The 19186-nt window shown below is 60.2% G+C and carries 17 protein-coding genes; 3 read left to right on the top strand and 14 right to left on the bottom strand.

Annotated elements, in window-relative coordinates; genetic code table 11:
* Positions 1 to 12: 12 nt before the first annotated feature.
* The 12 genes from lipA to ALO43_RS05335 form a co-directional block, all read right to left on the bottom strand.
* Entirely contained in the window at positions 13 to 1020 is a 1008-nt protein-coding gene (gene lipA / locus ALO43_RS05390) for a lipoyl synthase (protein ID WP_005888734.1), read from the bottom strand.
* A complete protein-coding gene (lipB, locus tag ALO43_RS05385; RefSeq protein ID WP_005888732.1) occupies positions 1013 to 1669 on the bottom strand; it encodes a lipoyl(octanoyl) transferase LipB in 657 nt (218 codons plus the stop codon). The genes lipA and lipB overlap by 8 nt, the downstream gene beginning before the upstream one ends.
* Positions 1669 to 1944 (bottom strand): DUF493 domain-containing protein, encoded by a 276-nt coding sequence (locus ALO43_RS05380; RefSeq protein ID WP_003340907.1) that lies wholly within the window; start codon positions 1942 to 1944, stop codon positions 1669 to 1671. The genes lipB and ALO43_RS05380 overlap by 1 nt, the downstream gene beginning before the upstream one ends.
* A gap of 93 nt (positions 1945 to 2037) precedes the next feature.
* Entirely contained in the window at positions 2038 to 3198 is a 1161-nt protein-coding gene (locus ALO43_RS05375; protein WP_005888730.1) for a D-alanyl-D-alanine carboxypeptidase family protein, read from the bottom strand.
* Between the two features lie 240 nt (positions 3199 to 3438).
* Positions 3439 to 4467: a septal ring lytic transglycosylase RlpA family protein gene (locus tag ALO43_RS05370; RefSeq protein ID WP_005888728.1), complete on the bottom strand. Its 1029-nt coding sequence runs from the start codon at positions 4465 to 4467 to the stop codon at positions 3439 to 3441.
* Positions 4467 to 5474 (bottom strand): lytic murein transglycosylase B, encoded by a 1008-nt coding sequence (gene mltB, locus ALO43_RS05365; protein ID WP_005888726.1) that lies wholly within the window; start codon positions 5472 to 5474, stop codon positions 4467 to 4469. Before mltB ends, ALO43_RS05370 begins: the two co-directional genes overlap by 1 nt.
* 17 nt (positions 5475 to 5491) lie before the next feature.
* Positions 5492 to 6595 (bottom strand): rod shape-determining protein RodA, encoded by a 1104-nt coding sequence (gene rodA, locus ALO43_RS05360; RefSeq protein WP_005888724.1) that lies wholly within the window; start codon positions 6593 to 6595, stop codon positions 5492 to 5494.
* A 31-nt stretch (positions 6596 to 6626) separates the two neighbouring features.
* The gene (gene mrdA, locus ALO43_RS05355) at positions 6627 to 8522 is read right to left on the bottom strand and encodes a penicillin-binding protein 2 (protein WP_005888721.1); all 1896 of its coding nucleotides are present in this window, start codon (positions 8520 to 8522) and stop codon (positions 6627 to 6629) included.
* 28 nt (positions 8523 to 8550) lie between these two features.
* Positions 8551 to 9018, bottom strand: coding sequence for a 23S rRNA (pseudouridine(1915)-N(3))-methyltransferase RlmH (gene rlmH, locus ALO43_RS05350; RefSeq protein ID WP_002555336.1), 468 nt, complete (start codon positions 9016 to 9018; stop codon positions 8551 to 8553).
* Between the two features lie 9 nt (positions 9019 to 9027).
* Entirely contained in the window at positions 9028 to 9414 is a 387-nt protein-coding gene (gene rsfS, locus ALO43_RS05345) for a ribosome silencing factor (protein WP_002555337.1), read from the bottom strand.
* Positions 9415 to 9474: 60 nt separating this feature from the next.
* Positions 9475 to 10134, bottom strand: coding sequence for a nicotinate-nucleotide adenylyltransferase (nadD, locus tag ALO43_RS05340; RefSeq protein WP_167346611.1), 660 nt, complete (start codon positions 10132 to 10134; stop codon positions 9475 to 9477).
* A 22-nt stretch (positions 10135 to 10156) separates the two neighbouring features.
* On the bottom strand, positions 10157 to 11422 hold the full coding sequence (locus tag ALO43_RS05335) for a glutamate-5-semialdehyde dehydrogenase (protein WP_005888715.1): 1266 nt from the start codon (positions 11420 to 11422) through the stop codon (positions 10157 to 10159).
* A gap of 316 nt (positions 11423 to 11738) precedes the next feature.
* On the opposite strand from ALO43_RS05335, the gene ALO43_RS05330 reads away from it, so the two are divergent.
* From ALO43_RS05330 to ALO43_RS05320, 3 genes are all read left to right on the top strand, one after another.
* On the top strand, positions 11739 to 12413 hold the full coding sequence (locus ALO43_RS05330) for a DNA-3-methyladenine glycosylase (RefSeq protein WP_024670322.1): 675 nt from the start codon (positions 11739 to 11741) through the stop codon (positions 12411 to 12413).
* 3 nt (positions 12414 to 12416) lie between these two features.
* Positions 12417 to 13733 carry a bifunctional DedA family/phosphatase PAP2 family protein gene (locus tag ALO43_RS05325; protein ID WP_024670323.1) on the top strand — a complete coding sequence of 439 codons (1317 nt, stop codon included), beginning with the start codon at positions 12417 to 12419 and terminating at the stop codon, positions 13731 to 13733.
* A 162-nt stretch (positions 13734 to 13895) separates the two neighbouring features.
* A complete protein-coding gene (locus tag ALO43_RS05320; protein WP_005888710.1) occupies positions 13896 to 15935 on the top strand; it encodes a pilus assembly protein TadG-related protein in 2040 nt (679 codons plus the stop codon).
* Between the two features lie 35 nt (positions 15936 to 15970).
* Here ALO43_RS05320 and ALO43_RS05315 read toward each other — a convergent pair whose 3' ends face one another.
* Together ALO43_RS05315 and ALO43_RS05310 are read right to left on the bottom strand one after the other, a co-directional pair.
* A complete protein-coding gene (locus ALO43_RS05315) occupies positions 15971 to 18739 on the bottom strand; it encodes a PAS domain-containing sensor histidine kinase (RefSeq protein WP_005888709.1) in 2769 nt (922 codons plus the stop codon).
* A complete protein-coding gene (locus tag ALO43_RS05310; RefSeq protein ID WP_005888708.1) occupies positions 18729 to 19184 on the bottom strand; it encodes a TadE/TadG family type IV pilus assembly protein in 456 nt (151 codons plus the stop codon). The genes ALO43_RS05315 and ALO43_RS05310 overlap by 11 nt, the downstream gene beginning before the upstream one ends.
* Between the last annotated feature and the right edge of the window lie 2 nt (positions 19185 to 19186).

Here is a 19186-nt window from a genome sequence, read left to right as displayed (position 1 = left end):
TAGCGCTCGCTGTCAGAGCATCGCCTTGGCGATCTTGGCCTGTTCGTCGGCGTGGTACGAAGAGCGTACCAGCGGGCCTGAAGCAACGTTCTTGAAGCCCATCTTGTAGCCTTCTTCGGCGAACCAGGCGAACGTGTCCGGATGGACAAAGCGTTGCACAGGCAGGTGGTTGCGCGAAGGCTGCAGGTACTGACCCAGGGTCAGCATGTCGATGTCGTGCTCACGCATGCGTTGCATGACTTCGATGACTTCTTCGTCGGTCTCGCCCAGCCCCAGCATCAGCCCGGACTTGGTTGGCACGTGCGGGACCATCTGCTTGAAGCGTTGCAGCAGTGTCAGCGACCATTGATAGTCCGACCCCGGACGCGCAGCCTTGTAGAGGCGCGGCACGGTTTCCAGGTTGTGGTTGAACACGTCAGGCGGCTCGGCGGCGGTGATTTCCAGCGCCACGTCCATCCGCCCACGGTAATCGGGTACCAGCGTTTCAAGCTGGACACCCGGTGACAACAGACGGATCTCGCGGATGCAGTCGGCAAAATGCTGAGCACCGCCATCACGCAGGTCGTCGCGATCTACCGAGGTGATCACCACGTATTTCAGACCCAGGTCAGCAATCGCAATGGCGAGGCTCTTCGGCTCGTCGGCGTCGAGTGCTTTCGGACGGCCGTGGCCCACGTCGCAGAACGGGCAACGACGGGTGCAGATGTCGCCCATGATCATGAAGGTCGCGGTGCCACCGGAGAAGCATTCGCCCAGGTTGGGGCAGGAGGCTTCTTCGCAGACGCTGTGCAGCTTGTGCTTGCGCAGCAACTGTTTGATACGGTCGACTTCCGGAGAAACCGGGATACGAACGCGGATCCAGTCGGGCTTTTTCGGCAGATCGACGGTTGGAATGATCTTGACCGGGATGCGCGCAACCTTTTCCGCTCCGCGCAGCTTGACGCCCGCTTCGACTTTCGGACGGGCCACACGCTCGGAAACGTCAAGCGTCGGGATCAGGGTTTGCACGGTGTCAGTCATAATGGTTTATTCCGCCCGTAAGGGTCGCCTGCTCAGCGTAGTCGAGGTGTTTGACGAGCTGCATGCGCAGTCGGACACTTACCTCGGAAAATTCTATCTGCTCTGCCTGATCGCTCAGTTGGGTCATGGCCAGTCCGGCGTAGCCGCAAGGATTGATGCGGCGGAACGGCTCCAGATCCATGTCGACGTTCAACGCCAGACCATGAAACGAACAACCGTTGCGGATACGCAGGCCGAGCGACGCGATTTTAGCGCCATCGACGTACACGCCCGGAGCGTCGGCTTTGGCGGCTGCCGCAACGCCATAATCGGCCAGCAGGGCAATCAGCGTGTTCTCGATCCGGGTGACCAGATCGCGCACGCCGAAACCAAGGCGCCTGACGTCAAGCATCAGGTAAGCCACCAGTTGGCCCGGGCCATGATAAGTCACTTGGCCGCCACGATCGACCTGTACGACAGGAATATTGCCCGGCAGCAGCAAATGCTCGGGCTTGCCGGACTGTCCCTGGGTGAAGACTGGCGGGTGCTGGACCAGCCAGACCTCATCAGCAGCGTCCCGGCCACGTCCGTCGGTGAAGCGCTGCATGGCGTGCCAAACGGTTTCGTAATCGATCAGCCCCAGATCACGAAAGCCCAAGGCACCGCCCATCACAGCACCATGTGCACGAAACCCGTAGCGCGAAGGGCACTATTGATATCGCGCAGTTGATCTTCGCCAGTGGCGACGATGTGCAACTGGACGGTGGTGTATTTGCCGTTGCTGCTCTGACGTTCAGCGAGCGTCTTGAGGTCGACCGTGGCGTGCTTTTCAAGCACTTCCATCACGGCAGCCGTAAAACCCACACTGGTGTCGCCGATCACCTTGATCGGGTAGTCATTGCAGGGAAATTCGATTTTGTGCGACTTGATGTCGGTATCGGTCATGGCAGTAAAGGTCTCACAAGCCGTGACGACGGACACGCCGCCCACTCAGATCATGAGCGGGCGGCGAGAAGGTCGGCAGTAGTTACTGGAAGGTCAGTTGAACAGGCCGTAGAAGAACAGGCGAATGCTATCCCACACGCGGCGGAAAATGCCACCTTCCTCGACGGCTTCAAGCGCGACCAGATTGGAGGTGCGAACCACCTGATCGTCTTTCTTGACTTCAACCTTGCCGATTACGTCGCCCTTGGCGATAGGTGCAACCAGTTGCGGGTTCATGGTCATGCTGGCAGACAGCTTTTTCATGTCGCCCTTCGGCATGGTCATGCTCAGATCTTCAGCCAGACCGGCCTTGACCTGACGCTCGGTGCCTTTCCAGACAGTGGCCTGAGCAAGCTCGGTGCCCTTCTGATAGAAGTTCTGGGTTTCGTAGAAACGGAAGCCGTAAGTCAGCAACTTCTGGGTTTCGGCCGCACGAGCCTGCTCGCTGTTGGTGCCGAACACCACGGCAATCAGACGCATGCCGTCACGAACAGCCGAAGAAACCATGCAGTAACCGGCTTCATCAGTGTGACCGGTCTTCAGACCATCAACAGTCTTGTCACGCCACAGCAGCAGGTTGCGGTTAGGCTGTTTGATGCCGTTCCAGAAGAACTCCTTCTGCGAATAGATCGCATAGTGAGCCGGGTCTTCGTGAATGATGGCACGGGCCAGAATCGCCATGTCATGAGCCGACGAGTAGTGCTCCGGATTCGGCAGACCGGTCGGGTTCATGAAGTGGCTGTTGGTCATGCCAAGGTCGGCAGCCGTCTTGTTCATCATGTCGGCAAACGCATCTTCGCTACCGGCAATGTGCTCGGAAATAGCGACGCTGGCGTCGTTACCCGACTGGATGATGATGCCGTGCAGCAGATCGCTGACGGTTACCTGGCTGCCCACCTTGATGAACATCCGCGAACCGCCTGTGCGCCAGGCGTTTTCACTGATGGTCACCGGATCGTTTTCACCGATCTGGCCGCGACGGATTTCCAGGGTCGCGATGTAAGCGGTCATCAGCTTGGTCAGACTGGCAGGCGCCAGACGCTGGTCACCGTTGTTCTCGACCAGAACGTTACCGCTGGTGGCGTCCATCAGCACGTAGGCCTTGGCCGCCAGTTGCGGTGCGGCAGGCGTCATCTGCTCAGCAGCCCACGCAGCCGGGGTGATTATCAGTGGAACAAGCAGGCACAAGCGTTTTGCAAAGGTGGTGATGTTCATCCGTCTCTCGAGAATCCTAATGGGCAAACATGCCCTTGCGGGCAAAACTGAACAGACCGGCGAGACGAAAAGGCCTCGGTACGGCTCGTGGCGCCAGGCTGTTACCCTGGCTGACAAAGTCGCCTGTTCGACACACGACCTTGTGGCAGTTACCTGCAACGCCTGCCCTTGGGCAAATGTGCGCCGCCTGCGACTGCATTTCGCCCTCCGATATTGCCGGAGGGCGACTGTCGAAAAAACTTACTGATCCGATGTCACTACGCTTGGCTGACCCAGATTGGCCGACCTAACGCTGTTTTGCAGCTGCTGGGCTTCACCCGGCGTGTCGATCGGTCCCATCCGCACCCGATAGAGCGTTTGCTGATTGCGAGCTATCGAGCTGACGAAGACCGGCGCTCGAACCATCCCGCTCAGTTTCGACCTCAGGAGTTCCGCAGCGTCCGGATTGGCGAAGGCTCCCACCTGGAGAAACAGCCCAGCGGCTTGTCCTGAAGCGTTTTTTTTTGCGTCAACCTGCAAGGGCACGACGGGTGCTGCGTGCTGCTGGGGTGGCGGCGTGTACTGCTCGACGATTCCGGTCGAGGTGGACAGCGCGGGCGGCGTGGCCTGGGCAGTCACCTGCGGCTGATTAAGCAGCAACGGTGCCGGTCGGCCACGTTGTGCCCACCACTCCTGAGGGTCGATACCTTCGACCTTGACCCGTGCAGTGCCGGTTTCGGCATAACCGAGTTTTTTCGCTGCTGCGTAGGACAGATCGATGATCCGGTCCGAATAGAACGGGCCGCGGTCGTTGACGCGCAGAATCACAGTGCGGTTGTTGTCCAGATTGGTCACTTTGACGTAGCTGGGCAACGGCAGGGTCTTGTGTGCGGCACTCATGCCGTACAGGTCATACACCTCGCCATTGGCGGTATTCTGCCCGTGAAACTTGGTGCCATACCAGGACGCGGTGCCCGTCGCGACGTAGCGCTTGGAATCGCTCATCGGAAAGTAGGTCTTGCCCAGCACGGTATACGGGTTGGCCTTATAGACACCCGTGTGCAGGGTCGGCGTCGCATCGGGGATGCGTGAAACATCCACGTCCCACCACGGCGCGCCGTCCTTGTGGGCACGGTTGATGTCCAGCCCCGGCATCGAGCGCACGACGGCACCGCCTTTCGGCGCTTGCGTACTGGTCGTGCGCGATGGCGAGGAGCAACTGGCAACCAGCAACGCGAGGCCACTCAACGCCAGCAGCTTTAATGATTGACGGATTGGCATTGCCCGCATTACTTGACGCCTCGAGCTTGAACCAACGATTCAGACAGCTGATACACGGCCATGGCGTACATCACACTGCGGTTATAACGGGTAATTGCATAAAAATTGTTCAGACCCAGCCAGTATTCAGGACCATTATCGCCATCAAGACGGAACGCCGTCACCGGCATGTCGTCGCGCAGCGCATCATGACTCGCCCAGCCCAACCCTCGCAACTCCCCAACCGACATTACCGGATCAAGCGCAGGACTCAAGCCCTCGTCAACCCGATCGCCGCGTACAGTGACACGACTGACCACCTGCTGACCCGCGACCCAACCATGCTGCTTGAAGTAGCTGGCGACGCTGCCGATAGCGTCGTCCGGATCGGTCCAGATATTGATATGACCGTCGCCGTCGAAGTCCACTGCGTAAGCGCGGAAACTGCTCGGCATGAACTGCGGCAGCCCCATCGCCCCGGCGTACGAGCCTTTGAGGGTCAGCGGATCAACCTGTTGCTCGCGAGCCAGCAGCAGAAACTCGCGCAGCTCCTTGCGGAAGAACGGAGCGCGTGGCGGGTAATCGAAACCGAGTGTCGACAAGGCGTCGATCACCCGGTAATTGCCGGTGTTGCGACCGAAAAACGTTTCAACGCCAATGATCGAGACGATGATCTGCGCAGGTACGCCGTATTCCTGCTCGGCACGTGCCAGCGCAGCCTCGTGTTGCCGCCAGAAGTCCACGCCTCGCGCGATGCGCGTATCGGTGATGAACATCGGACGATAGTCTTTCCACAGCTTGACCCGTTCGGCCGGGCGGGAAATTGCATCGAGAATGGCCTGCTTGCGCTCGACCTCACGAAACAGGCCCATCAACTGCTCACCGGCAAAGCCATGATCGCGGGTCATTTCACCGACGAACTCAGCCACTTGGGGCGAGCCGTCATAGTCACCGGCCAGCGCTTCCTGCACCGACCCAAGGATGCCCACCAGGCCGACCACCGGAGCATATCGAGCCCAGTTACGCATTGCTTGCATTGAGTTGTTCACCTTAATCAAACCTGAGCGATCCATTTACGATGTGTGTGGATCGACATCAAAACCCCAAACGCTGACAGTAGGGTCACAAGCGAAGTTCCGCCATAGCTAATGAAGGGCAACGGCACCCCCACCACGGGCATCAGGCCACTGACCATACCGATGTTGACGAAAACGTAAACAAAAAACGTCATGGTCAACGCCCCGGCTAGCAGTTTTCCGAACAATGTCTGGGCCTGCGCGGTAATGACAAGCCCGCGACCGATCAGCAGCATATAGATGATCAGCAGCGCGCAGATCCCCACCAGCCCGAATTCCTCGCCCAGTACCGCAATAATGAAGTCGGTGTGGCTTTCCGGCAGGAAGTCGAGGTGCGACTGGGTGCCGAGTAACCAACCCTTGCCGAATACCCCGCCTGAACCGATGGCGGCCTTGGACTGGATGATGTTCCAGCCGGTGCCCAGCGGATCGCTTTCCGGGTCCAGAAACGTCAGTACGCGCTGCTTCTGATAGTCGTGCATGAAGAAGAACCACATGGCGACTGCTGCGGGCACGGCTGCGGCCAGCACACTTAGAATCCAGCGCCAGCGCAGGCCCGCCATGAACAGCACGAAAGCGCCGGAAGCCAGAATCAACAACGACGTGCCAAGATCGGGCTGACGCACGATAAGAATGAACGGCACGCCAATCAGGGCCAGACTCACCGCTACGTGCTTGAGGTGCGGCGGCAGCGTGCGCTTGGACAAGTACCAGGCAATGGTCGCCGGCATGATGATCTTCAGAAATTCCGAAGGCTGAAAACGGATCACGCCGGGAATATTGATCCATCGGGTCGCCCCCATCGCGTTATGGCCCATTACATCCACAACCACCAGCAACAGAACGCCGATCACATAAAGCACGGGCACCCAGCGCGCCATGAACCTTGGCTCGAGCTGGGCAATTACTACCATCGCGACCAGACCGATACCGAACGAACTGGCCTGCTTGATTAGCAGGTCCCAGTTTTTGCCGCTGGCCGAATACAGCACGAACAGGCTGCCTGCCGCGAGGGTCAGCAGCAGAATCAACAACGGACCGTCGATATGAATGCGCTGCAGGAACGTGGCGCGGCGGCGCATCACGTCTTCGCTGGACAGGATGCGGTCGAAATTACTCTTCACGGGCCGCAGCCTCCAGATTCAGGGAACCGGCGTACTCAGGCTTGAGATGGCCGTTTTCGTCAAGCAGCCAGGCGTCCAGGACCTGCCGCACCACAGGCGCCGCAACGCCGGAACCGGACTCGCCGTTCTCGACCATCACCGCGACGACGATTTTAGGGTTGTCGGCTGGAGCAAACCCCACGAACAAGGCGTGGTCGCGGTGACGCTCCTGAACCTTGGTGCGGTCATACTTCTCGCCCTGCTTGATGGCGACGACCTGCGCCGTACCGCTTTTGCCGGCAATCCGGTATTGCGCGCCGACGGCAGCCTTGCGTGCCGTGCCTCGCGCACCGTGCATGACCTGTTGCATGCCGTGGTTGACGCGTTCCCAGTTGGCCGGATCACGCAATACGATGTTCGGCATCGGGTTCTCGTCGACAGGCGCCTTGCCTTCGATGGTTCTGGCCAGATGCGGACGGTTCCACACACCTTTGTTGGCCACCAGCGCAGTTGCCTGGGCCAGTTGTAGCGGTGTCGCCTGCATGTAGCCCTGACCGATCCCGAGAATCAGCGTTTCGCCAGGGAACCAGGCCTGACGGCGCGTGGCGCGCTTCCACTCACGCGAAGGCATGAGGCCTGGCGATTCCTCGAACATGTCCAGCGACACCTTTTGCCCGATGCCAAACTTGTTCATGTAGGTGGCAAGCCGATCAATACCTACTTTGTGCGCAAGATCGTAGAAGTACGTGTCATTTGAACGCATGATCGCTGTATCAAGATCTACCCAGCCGTCGCCGGTACGGTTCCAGTTGCGGTATTTGTGATCGTAGTTGGGCAACTGGTAATACCCTGGATCGAATACCCGCGAGCCAGGCGTCACAGCGCCGGAGTCCAAACCTGCAATTGCCACGGCAGGCTTGATGGTCGAACCCGGCGGATACAGGCCACGAAGAATGCGGTTGAACAGCGGCCGGTCGATGGAATCGCGCAGCTCGGCGTAAGCCTTGAAGCTGATGCCGGTCACGAACAGGTTGGGATCGAAGCTGGGAGCGCTGACCATCGCCAGCACTTCTCCGGTAGCAGGGTCCAGGGCCACCACTGCACCGCGACGCCCGCCAAGCGCGGCCTCGGCAGCTTCCTGAAGATTGATGTCCAGGCTCAGGACGATGTCCTTGCCGGGAATGGGATCAGTACGTTTGAGCACTCGCAGCACGCGACCACGAGCGTTGGTCTCGACCTCTTCGTAGCCGACCTGACCATGCAGCTCAGGCTCGTAGAAGCGCTCGATGCCCGTCTTGCCGATATGGTGGGTGCCGCTGTAGTTGATCGGATCGAGGCTCTTGAGCTCTTTTTCGTTGATCCGCCCCATGTAGCCGACCGAGTGGGCAAAGTGCGGCCCTTGCGGGTAATGCCTGACCAACTGCGCAACCACTTCGACGCCTGGCAGGCGGAACTGATTGACCGCAATCAGCGCGATCTGCTCTTCGCTCAGCTCGAACAGGATCGGCACTGGCTCAAAGGGTCGGCGCCCCTGCTTCATGCGTTTTTCAAAAATGATCCGGTCATCGGGGGTGAGCTGCAGGATCTCAACGATGGTGTCGAGCACGCTGGACCACTCACCGGCACGCTCGCGGGTCATGGTCAGGCTGAAACTGGGCCGGTTGTCTGCCACCACAACGCCGTTGCGGTCGTAGATCAGCCCTCGGCTGGGCGGAATAGGCTGAACGTGAACGCGGTTGTTTTCCGACAGCGTCGAGTGATAGTCGTACTGAATGACCTGCAGGTAATACAGACGCGCGATCAGGACGCACACCAGCAACACGACCGCCACTGCACCGAACACGACCCTGCCGCGCACCAGACGTGCGTCTTTTTCGTGGTCTTTGAGGCGGATCGGTTGAGACATTTAGGCCGTGTTCACAATAAAGGCGATGCTACTTGTGATAAGGGTGCCCGGACAGGACTGTCCAGGCGCGATACATCTGCTCGCCAATCAGGATGCGCACCAGCGGATGCGGCAAGGTCAGCGGCGACAGCGACCAGCGCTGCTCACTGCGCGCGCAGACCTCAGGCGCCAGCCCCTCGGGGCCGCCCACCATCAGGTTGACCGTGCGTGCATCGAGGCGCCAGCGATCGAGTTCGACCGCAAGCTGTTCGGTGCTCCACGGCTTGCCATGCACTTCCAGTGTGACAATTCGCTCACCCGGCTGCACTTTGGCCAGCATCGCCTCGCCTTCCTGACGGATAAAGCGCGCGACATCAGCGTTCTTGCCACGGGTATTGAGCGGAATTTCCACCAGTTCAAGCGCAAGCTCTGAGGGCATCCGCTTGGCGTACTCATGCCAACCTTCTTCCACCCACTTGGGCATGCGCGAACCGACAGCAATCAGACGCAAACGCACATCAAGGCCTTATTCGTTGCCCGGAGTGTGGTGCGCAGCGCTGGCAGCACGGCTTTGTTCGGCACCCTGCCACAGACGCTCAAGGTCGTAGAACTGGCGTGCTGCAGCGGTCATCACGTGAACGATCACATCACCCAGGTCCAGCAGAACCCAGTCGCTGTCGCCCTTGCCTTCTTCGCTCAGCGATTTCAGGCCGGCAGCCTTGACCTTGTCACGAACGTTGTCGACCAGTGCGTTCAACTGACGGTTGGACGTACCGGTGCAGATCAGCATGTAGTCGGCGATGCTGGTCTTGTCGCGCACGTCGATGGTCAGGATGTCGGCACCCTTGACCTCTTCAAGCGCTGCGATCGCAACATTGATGACTTCTTCACTGCTCATTTTTTGCTTTGTCATATAAAACTCATTCAGCTCGTATGTGTGGGACCGTCCAAACGCTTATCGATCAAAGCAGTTTCAGGACGACCCATCAGTGTTCGGCGCACGGTAAAGCCCGCGCGCATCGATATAGGCCAGTACCGCGTCTGGCACCAGAAAACGTACCGACTTACCGCTGGCCAGCAGTTGACGGATCTGGGTGGCAGACACCGATAAAGGCGTCTGCCAGACGAATGTAATGTGTCCACCCGGCCCTTTCAGGGCCTTCGGGTCGCTGACTGCGCGTGCCGCCAGCAGGTTGCGCATGGCATCCGGCGACTCGCTGTCTGCGTCCGGGCGTTGCAGCACCACGATATGGCAGTGCTCCAGCAGTTCTTCCCACCTGTGCCAGGTTGGCAGCCCGCAAAAGGCATCCCAACCCAGCAACAGGAACAACTGGTCCTGAGGCGCCAACTCGGCGCGCATCGATTCCAGTGTGTCGAGGGTATACGACGGCTTGTCCCGCTTCAGTTCACGGTCATCCACCGTCAAGGGCAACACACCTGCAACCGCACTGCGGACCATCGCCAGACGGTCCTCAGCCGTAACGCTCGGCATGTCACGATGCGGTGGCCTGGCGCTGGGCGTCAGGCGCAACTCATCGAGTTCGAGCAATTCGACCACTTCGAGCGCACCGCGCAAGTGGCCGATATGAACCGGGTCAAACGTGCCCCCGAGCATGCCGATACGTCTGGGCAGCGCTGTCATGGGGCTTTTCAAGTCAGGCTTGTCCGCGCAATTGGCCATCGCCGATCACGATGTACTTCTCGCAGGTCAGGCCTTCCAGCCCCACAGGACCGCGGGCGTGCAGCTTATCAGTAGAGATGCCTATCTCGGCACCCAATCCGTATTCGAAGCCATCCGCGAAACTCGTTGGCGCATTGACCATGACCGAACTGGAATCGACCTCGGCCATGAACCGGCGAATCTGGCTCTGGTGATCGGAAACGATGGCATCGCTGTGATGCGAGCCATAATGATTGATGTGTTCGATGGCTTCGTCCAGCCCGGACACCACGCGAATCGACAGGATGGCCGCCAGATACTCGGTGTGCCAGTCTTCCTCGGTGGCCGGAATGACGTCGATCAGCTCACGGGTGCGCTCGCAGCCGCGCAGCTCGACGCCCTTCTCGCGAAACTGTGCAGCCATCGGCGGCAGGAACTCTGCGGCAACGGTTTGATCTACCAGCAGGGTTTCCATCGCGCCACAGATGCCATAACGGTAGGTCTTGGCGTTGAAGGCAATCTGCTGGGCCTTGGCCAGGTCGGCGTGGGCACTGACGTAGACGTGACAGATGCCGTCGAGGTGCTTGATAACCGGCACGCGTGCGTCGCGACTGACACGTTCGATCAGCCCCTTGCCGCCACGCGGAACGATCACATCGACGTATTCGGGCATGGTGATCAACGCACCGACCGCAGCGCGATCAGTGGTTTCGACGACTTGCACCACGGCAGCAGGCAAACCCGCCTCGGCCAGACCGCGCTCGATGCAGGCGGCAATGGCACGATTGGAGTGAATGGCTTCAGAGCCGCCGCGCAGGATGGTCGCATTGCCCGACTTCAGGCACAGGCTGGCCGCATCGATGGTCACGTTCGGACGCGATTCGTAGATGATGCCTACAACGCCAAGCGGCACACGCATCTTGCCGACCTGAATACCTGAAGGCCTATAACTCATGTCGCGGATCGCGCCCACCGGGTCTGCCAGACTGGCGACCTGACGCAACCCGACGATCATGCTGTCGATGCGTGCGGGGGTCAGGGCCAGACGTTCCAGCATGGCAGGCTCAAGGCCATTAGCCTGACCGTTGGCCAGGTCCAGCGCATTGGCCGCGGACAATTCGTCGCGAGCCTCGTCCAGCGCGGCCGCAGTGGCTTGCAGGGCACGGTTCTTCTGCGCAGTACTGGCACGACCGATCACGCGCGATGCTTCGCGGGCGGCGCGCCCCAGGCGGGTCATGTAGTCAAGAACGGACTCAGTCATGGTCTCAGAGGTCTTGGCAAAGAGGAAAGCGGCTGATTATAGCTGTCGCAGGGCGCGAACGACAGCGCGGACAGGCGGAAGGTCGATATCAGTGCGCATATTCACTTCGCTCGATAGCGCTCGCCACTTTGGTCCTGCTTCCCGCGTCGGCGGTATGACCAAGCGGCGCTCGTACAGAAGATGCGGAACCAGGCAGGATGGCATGTCACGATTTCGTCATTTAAAGAAACAACAAAGTTTTTAATACCGACACATTCAGCTGCAATTAAAGTTGTGCTTGTTATGATCGGGCACCTTGTCAACGTACTGCCTGATCATGCCCACAGCCCTTCCAGACCTGTTCTTCCAACGCGATGCCCAAATACTTGCCCGTGACCTGCTGGGCAAGGTCATCCGCCACAAGGTAGGCGAACTGTGGCTGGCCGCGCGCATCATTGAGACGGAAGCGTATTACTGCGCCGAAAAAGGCAGCCACGCATCGCTGGGTTACACCGAAAAGCGCAAGGCCCTGTTCCTCGACGGCGGCCACATCTATATGTACTACGCACGCGGCGGCGACTCCCTGAATTTCAGCGCCGAAGGGCCGGGCAACGCGGTATTGATCAAATCGGCGTTCCCCTGGACCGACGCGACCAGCGACGAAAACGCTCTGGCACAGATGCAACTGAACAATCCTGACGCCAGCGGCGCGATCCGTCCGGCGCAACGGCTCTGCGCTGGCCAGACCCTGCTGTGCAAAGCGCTCGGCCTGAAAGTACCCGAATGGGACGCCAGGCGTTTCGATCCGCAAAAGCTGCTGGTCGAGGATGTCGGCCAAAGGCCCGAACGCATTATCCAGACCACCCGCCTGGGCATCCCCAGCGGTCGCGACGAGCATTTGATGTATCGCTTCGTGGACTCGGGCTATGCCCGTTTCTGCACACGGAACCCTCTCAGACGCGGTCAGGTCGAAGGCCGCGACTATCTATTTCTCGATGATCAAGGAAACTGACCCATGGGCGACCTGCTCAATGGCATGACCGGCTGGCTGACGGCGAACCCCTCCTGGGTGGCGGTGGCGATCTTTTTAGTGGCCTTTGTGGAATGTGTCGCGATTGTCGGGATCGTTGTGCCGGGCACGGTGATCATGTTCGCCATCGCAGCCCTGGCTGGCAGTGGCATTCTGCCGTTGAGCGAAGTGCTGTTGCTGGGCTTTCTTGGCGGGCTGCTGGGGGATGCGGTCTCTTACTTCATCGGCCGCCGCTTTCATCAGAATATCCGTCAACTACCGGGCCTGCGCACGCACCCCGAATGGATGGCCGGTGCCGAGAGCTACTTCCATCGCTACGGCATAGCCAGCCTGCTGGTTGGCCGCTTTATCGGCCCTTTGCGCCCCATGCTGCCGATGATCGCCGGCATGTGCGACATGCCGCTGCCGCGCTTCGCCGCCGTCAGCGTGCTGGCTGCGGCTGGCTGGTCGATTGCCTATCTGATGCCGGGCTGGGCGGCCGGTGCGGCCATTCGCCTGCCATTGCCGGAGGGCTTCTGGCCTGAAGCTGCTGTGGTCGGCACTGGGCTTGCGGTTCTCTTCGGGCTAAGCATTCAAAGCAGCATTCGCCAGAAACGCTACGCCACCAAGCTGATCTCCGCGCTCAGCCTGACACTGGTTGCAGCATTGTTCATCGGCTGGCCTTACTTGGCGGATTTCGACAATGGCCTGATGAAACTCATCCAGGAACACCGCAGCGAAGCCGCGCAGAACATTGTGCTGTTCGTCACCAGCATCGGTGACTTCAAAGCCCAGTTGCTGGCGGCATCCTTGCTGGTCATAGTACTGGCAGTCGCCAGGCAGTGGCGCCATGCAGCCTTCGCCCTGGCAGCCACATTGGGCACCGCTGCCGCCAACGGCGTACTGAAAACCTTCTTTGCCCGCGCCCGCCCTGAAGTGCTGGTAGACCCGCTGACAACCTACAGCATGCCCAGCGGACACAGCTCTGCGGCCTTTGCGCTGTTCATGACGCTTGCCGTGCTGGCCGGACGTGGCCAGCCGGTCCGCTTGCGCCTGACCTGGATGCTGGTGGGCGGCATCCCGGCATTGGCCATTGCCTTGTCGAGGGTCTACCTGGGGGTTCACTGGCCGACGGACATTCTGGCAGGAATGCTGTTGGCCTTCTGCGTTTGCGCGGCCAGCCTGGCGTTCATTCAGCGCGAGCAGTCCCTGCCTGCCATGTCGGTACGCGTCTGGTGGCTGATCGTGCCGGCAATGACCGCGCTGCTCGGTATATTTGCGGTTCGCGCCCTGTCGCATGCCGTGCTGCGCTACCAGTACTAAGCGGCATTTGAACAGCAACATCGGCCGATTCATTCAGCCAGACGGTGCCCGTGCAACCGGGCACTCGTTGGCAAATCCGGCACTTTGCCATTGCTCTTTCGACGCGTTGACTACACTCCCTGAAGCAGGCGAGTGAGCGACAGCGTTGTCGAAGGAGTGCTGATGTCCGACCTGATTCATTACACAGCGACACCCGCCCGACAGCGTGGCGCAATCGGCCTGATGGCGGCGCTGACACTGGGCCTGGCGCTGCTGTGCGCGCTGGTGGTAGTGGACAGCGGCAGGCTGTATCTGGAGAAGCGCTCGCTGCAACGCATCGCGGACATCGCGGCGCTGGAAGCTTCCGGACGCAGAGGCACCTGTGGCAGCGCGGCCACAGCCCCGGAATTTGCCAACCAGAGCGCCACCCGCAACGGTTTTACGCCGAATACCGATGGCCGGACTCTTGTGATCCGGTGCGGCGCCCTGGCTCTCGGCCTTTTGAGCAAACGCGTATTTGTTGCTGATTCCACCCAGACTCAGGCCATTCAGGTGGTCGCGGCACACCCGGTGCCACGAAGCATTGCAGCGGGTATCGGTGCATTGTTCGACAGCACGCCGACGCCTGCGGACATCACGCTCAGCGCCACGGCGGTCGCCGTGAGTGCTGCGCCACTGGCGGCGCTGACCATTCGCAGCGCCGCGGTGACAGTGGACAGCACCCGTGCAGCCATTCTGAACCCGGTCATCGGCAGCCTGCTGGGCGGCTCGCTCAACCTCGGCATCGCCAATTGGCAAGGCATCGCCAGTACCGATGTAAGCCTTCTGAACTACTTGAACCGTCTCAAGACCGACCTCAACGTAACGGCTGTGGGCTACAACGATGTACTGGCCACCTCCGTTTCGGTCAGTCAGTTGATCCAGACCGCCATCAATGTGCTTGACCCTGGCGGCACCCTGAGCGGGACGGCAACGATTGCCGGCCTGCAAGCACTGAAGCTGGCCAGCGGCACAACCCGAGTGGTGCTGGGCGAGTTGCTGTCGATACAAGGCAGCCCGGACATCGCGGCTCTGAACACCAAGCTGCGCCTGATAGACCTGGTTCAGGGGATCGCGCAACTGGCCAACGATAAAAATGGCATTTCGGCCGCGACGCAGATCAATGTGGCGGGTCTGGCGCAAATAACAACGCGCATTCAAGTGGTTGAGCCGCCTCAGTTGTCTGCCATCGGCGACCCGAGCATGATCGACCCGCTCAATCCCAGGACCGGTGCCAACCGGATCTACGTACGTACCGCACAGATGCGTGCGCTGGTGTCGATCAATCTGCCGGTACTAGGCACTATCACCTCGCTGGTCAATACGGCTGGCTCGGTGGTCGGCAGCCTGACGCCGGTCCTCAACAACGCTCTGGGCCTGAACATTGCCGGCGTGCTGGGCTCAACCTCGTGCGCGCTGGGTCTGACCAGCTGCATGGTCACCGACATCAAGTTTTTGACCTCGAGCACCTCGCCGAGCGCCGGGCCGAAAATCGACCTGAGCCTGTCGCTGGCCAGCGCCGACAGCTACGTCACCGGATTCACCTGCACCAGCAATACGGTCAAGTCGCTCAAGGTTCACACCGAAGCGGCATTGCTCAGTGCCAAGGTCGGGCAGATCAGCGACAGCAATGCCTTCCCTGCGAGCGTCGACCCTTCGACAGTCACAGCCCTGCCCATCCCGGTGATCGATATCGGCACCCAGGTCTGCCAGAAACCGCTGGGCCTTCCGGGACTGGGAACGTGTGCCGCGCGCGTCCCTTTTGGTGGTGGCGGCATCGGCCTGAGCTTCGACCCGGTCTCCCAATCGCAGCTGAGCAGTCCGGCGGCAACCGACAGGACCTTCAGCACGCCCAACCTGCCGGAAATAACCCAGGTCCCGCATTTCCAGACAGGTATCGCAACCACACCACCCAGCAGCGTACTGAACGGCGTGGTATCCAGCGTCAAGGTGAATGTCTACAAATCTGCAACAGGCACCGTATTAGGCACCGTCATCAACGGCACAGCGTCGATATTGAACAGCCTGACCCTGGCGCTGGACGGCATTGTCGAAAACACCCTCAAGCCGCTGCTGACCTCGGCAGTCGACCCACTGTTTCAAGCCCTCGGCTTAGGTATAGCGCCAGCCGACGTCGGCGCCAACCTGAGTTGTAATCTGGGTCAGGCGACGCTTGTCATCTAGCGTGGTGTTTCTGAAACACCACGCTAGATGACCGTTCAGACGGTATTGAATATCGGCAGTTCGATCCTGAATCGCGCGCCCTCGTCCACATTGCTGACGCTGAGCTGGCCGCCCATCTGATCGACAATCCCGTAACTGACGGACAGCCCCAAGCCGGTCCCGACACCCACCGGCTTGGTGGTGAAAAACGGCTCGAAGATGCGTTCCAGCAAACGCGGATCAATGCCGCCGCCATTGTCCTGGACCACCAGCCGAATGATATTTTCATCACGCTCGGCGTCAACGCTGATCCACGGCTCGAAATCCCGGTCTTTTTCACGGCGTGACAGCAAGGCATCGCGGGCGTTGACCACCAGGTTGATCAGCACCTGCTCGAGCTGATCGACATGCCCGCGAACCTGCACGGCTTCGATCATGCTCCCGACCCGCAACTGCACGCCCTTGCCCTTCATCCCTTCGGCGAGCATGGAGGTCGTGCCCTCTACCGCCTGCGCCGGGTCGAACAGCTGCTCCTCGACTTCAGAACGCCTACCGAACACCCTCATGTGATCCACCACCCGCGCAGCGCGCTGCACCTGGGTGTCGATACGGTTGAGTTTTTCGGTAAGGTAGTCGATATCCACGTCGCCACGGCCCAGTCGCTTGAGAACGTTGACCACGGCCATGCGCATGACATTGAGCGGCTGATTGATCTCATGAGCCAGACCGGTGGACATCTCCCCTAAAGTCGCCATCTTCGCGCTCTGGTTCAACTGCATTCTGGAGCGGCGCACATCGGTGTTGTCGCGGCCCACGGCCTGAACCTCGACCAAAGTGCCTTGCTCATCAAATATCCCCCGGTCGGCCCATACCCACCAGGCGTACTCGCGACCGGGCAACTCGATACAGATCTCCTCGGTGCTCAGCGGTGCTTCCGGCGTCAACTGGCCGATTCGTCGCAGGAACGCCTCGCGCTGCTCTGCCGATAGCCAGTCCCCCAGATTGACGCCGGTGAGCTGCTCGGGGGTGCATTCCATGTAGTTGGCCAACGGCCGGTTGCCGAAACTGAGCACCAGGTCCGGAGAATAGCGGCAGATCATCGCCGGAGAATCCTCGACCAGAATGCGGTAGCGCTCTTCGCTCTGGCGCACTTGCTCGGCCGCCAGCGTTGCTTCGGTCACATCCAGCCACAGACCCACTGCTTCCACCGGCATGCCGAGGTCGTCACGCAGCAATCGCGCCTCGTCCAGCAGCCAGTGATAGTTGCCACTCTTGTCACGCAAACGGTAGCGCCTGCTGACCAACCCTTCTCGCAGCAATTGCCGGGTGCGCTCGAACCAGATGTCCCGGTCCTCGGGGTGAATGTATTCCGCCAGTTGCCCCTCGACGCACTCGGCCAACGTCCAGCCCAGCAGAGGCGTGAGGCTGTCACTGAAAAAGGTTGGTTCCAGATTGCCGTGGTCGTAACGCTGCACGTAAATCACGGCTGGCGAACTGGCGATGAGATTGTCCAGCCTGGCGTGCGCCGCAGCTGCCTCGGTTTCCTGATTTTTTATGTCACTGACATCCAGCATGAAACCGAGTACACGCTGCACCTGCCCGCTGATCAACGCCTGGCCCTGAATCCGGAACCAGAGGATGTCCTGAGCTGGGTCGCTCTGTGCCAGACGAACGCAGAGCAGCAGCGGCGTGCCTTTGTCACGCAACTGCGCCAGACGACTGGACAGCTCCTGACGATCGGCCGGATGAATCAGCGCCAGCCAGTCCGGACGCGACAGGCTCTCGACCCGGTTGCCGAGGCGCAGGCTGCGGGCCAGTTGCGGCGCCAGCAATACTTCGTCGCGGGCCGGTATCAGTTCCCACCAGCCTGTGCCGAGCAAATCCTGAAGTACCGCCAGACGTTCTACATGGTGACGGTTGTGCTGCTCGGACAAGCGGAACAGCACCGGGCCGGCCAGCGCAGAGCACAGGTTAAGCCACTCGCGCTCCCCGAGGTCCGGCGCCTGCTGCTGCGGATTGTAGAAGCCGAACATCAGCCAGGCCTTGGCAACGTTGTCGCGGCTGTGGGGGATCAGAAAACCATCAGCGTTACCGAAGGCACTTTGCAGCGGCCCTTGATCGATGCCGTCAGCAAATCTCAATTGGCGGGTGGCATCGGCATCGAACATATCCAGCGCGATGCCCAAGCGCTGCCCGACCTGCCATAACTCAGGCGCTGTATGCGCGCTGTACTGGCAATAGACGCGCCAGCCAACGCCACTGACCTCGGGTAAAACCAGCGCCACACAGGGGATGCGCCACAACTGCGCCAGCTCTTCCAGTTGCTCGGTGACCACAGCCGTCAAGCGATCGACATTGCAAACACGCACGCGCTCGGCCATCTGCCCGGCAAAACGCAAGCATTGCTGGCGGCTGCGGGCGGCACTGGCCTCTTCCATCAGGTCGCTGATATCAAGCAGTTGCAACAACCAGCTTTTGCCCCGCGCCTGCACCCATCCACGGGCGTGCAAGGTATGTGCGTCAGCACTTTTGAAATCCAGATCGAGCATATGCCCCTGCCAGTCAGACGGCACGCCTTCAACCACCAGCGCGCTGTTGGGCAACAGCAAGTTCATTAACCGTTGCGTCGAAGAGGCCGGCGCAGCCAGGCCCAGTCGTGCCGCGAGGTGCGGGCTGACGCTTTTGATCGCGCCCTCGTCATCGAGCAACACGTAAAGGTCGGCACCGATCGGTTCGGGTTCGCTCGGAGCGGGCACCGCCTGACTTGCGGGCGGCGTTTCGCCACGGCCCAGCCAACGGCTCAGTCGATTTTTTTCAGGGGGCAAGTTGCAGGCTCGCTTGTGCAGTCAGGTAGGTCGGCAGACGCGGGACCTCACCGACGCCGGGCAGCTTCAACAGCGGCAGGACTTGGGTCAATCTGGTTTTGGGATACTGAATACTGACAGTCAACACGCCCGCAGTGTAGGTCACATGAGTGTGATCGGCACTGAAACCCAGCGCGGGCGGTATCCAGGATAACTGGTTCATCACTGCACTCTGCGCCTGACCGACCAGCAGCTCATTGTAATTGGCAGCTGCCGGACTTAGCGCCACACTTCGGCGCACGGCCTCACTGGCAGCAGCATTGAATGACTGCATCATGAGCAACGGCAGGCTGTAACTCACCATCGCGTAGAACACTGAAAAGAACACCACGAACACCACCGCAAATTCAATAGCGGCGGCCCCTCGTTGCTGACGGTACAGTGTATGTATGGGAATGGTTTTCATAT

Source organism: Pseudomonas tremae (assembly GCF_001401155.1).
In the GTDB taxonomy this organism is placed as follows: Bacteria; Pseudomonadota; Gammaproteobacteria; order Pseudomonadales; family Pseudomonadaceae; genus Aquipseudomonas; species Aquipseudomonas tremae.
Note: the sequence above shows the minus strand (reverse complement) of the source record. Positions and strands in the feature narration are given on the sequence as shown.

Bases quoted from the DNA above. Each gene is read 5' to 3' on its own strand.
- rsfS (WP_002555337.1), bottom strand. From the start codon at position 9,414: ATGACAAAGCAAAAAATGAGCAGTGAAGAAGTCATCAATGTTGCGATC.
- ALO43_RS05320 (WP_005888710.1), top strand. From the start codon at position 13,896: ATGTCCGACCTGATTCATTACACAGCGACACCCGCCCGACAGCGTGGC.
- lipA (WP_005888734.1), bottom strand. From the start codon at position 1,020: ATGACTGACACCGTGCAAACCCTGATCCCGACGCTTGACGTTTCCGAG.
- ALO43_RS05370 (WP_005888728.1), bottom strand. From the start codon at position 4,467: ATGCGGGCAATGCCAATCCGTCAATCATTAAAGCTGCTGGCGTTGAGT.
- mrdA (WP_005888721.1), bottom strand. From the start codon at position 8,522: ATGTCTCAACCGATCCGCCTCAAAGACCACGAAAAAGACGCACGTCTG.
- ALO43_RS05330 (WP_024670322.1), top strand. From the start codon at position 11,739: ATGCCCACAGCCCTTCCAGACCTGTTCTTCCAACGCGATGCCCAAATA.
- rodA (WP_005888724.1), bottom strand. From the start codon at position 6,595: ATGCGCCGCCGCGCCACGTTCCTGCAGCGCATTCATATCGACGGTCCG.
- ALO43_RS05310 (WP_005888708.1), bottom strand. From the start codon at position 19,184: ATGAAAACCATTCCCATACATACACTGTACCGTCAGCAACGAGGGGCC.
- ALO43_RS05380 (WP_003340907.1), bottom strand. From the start codon at position 1,944: ATGACCGATACCGACATCAAGTCGCACAAAATCGAATTTCCCTGCAAT.
- lipB (WP_005888732.1), bottom strand. From the start codon at position 1,669: ATGGGCGGTGCCTTGGGCTTTCGTGATCTGGGGCTGATCGATTACGAA.
- ALO43_RS05375 (WP_005888730.1), bottom strand. From the start codon at position 3,198: ATGAACATCACCACCTTTGCAAAACGCTTGTGCCTGCTTGTTCCACTG.
- mltB (WP_005888726.1), bottom strand. From the start codon at position 5,474: ATGCAAGCAATGCGTAACTGGGCTCGATATGCTCCGGTGGTCGGCCTG.
- ALO43_RS05325 (WP_024670323.1), top strand. From the start codon at position 12,417: ATGGGCGACCTGCTCAATGGCATGACCGGCTGGCTGACGGCGAACCCC.
- ALO43_RS05335 (WP_005888715.1), bottom strand. From the start codon at position 11,422: ATGACTGAGTCCGTTCTTGACTACATGACCCGCCTGGGGCGCGCCGCC.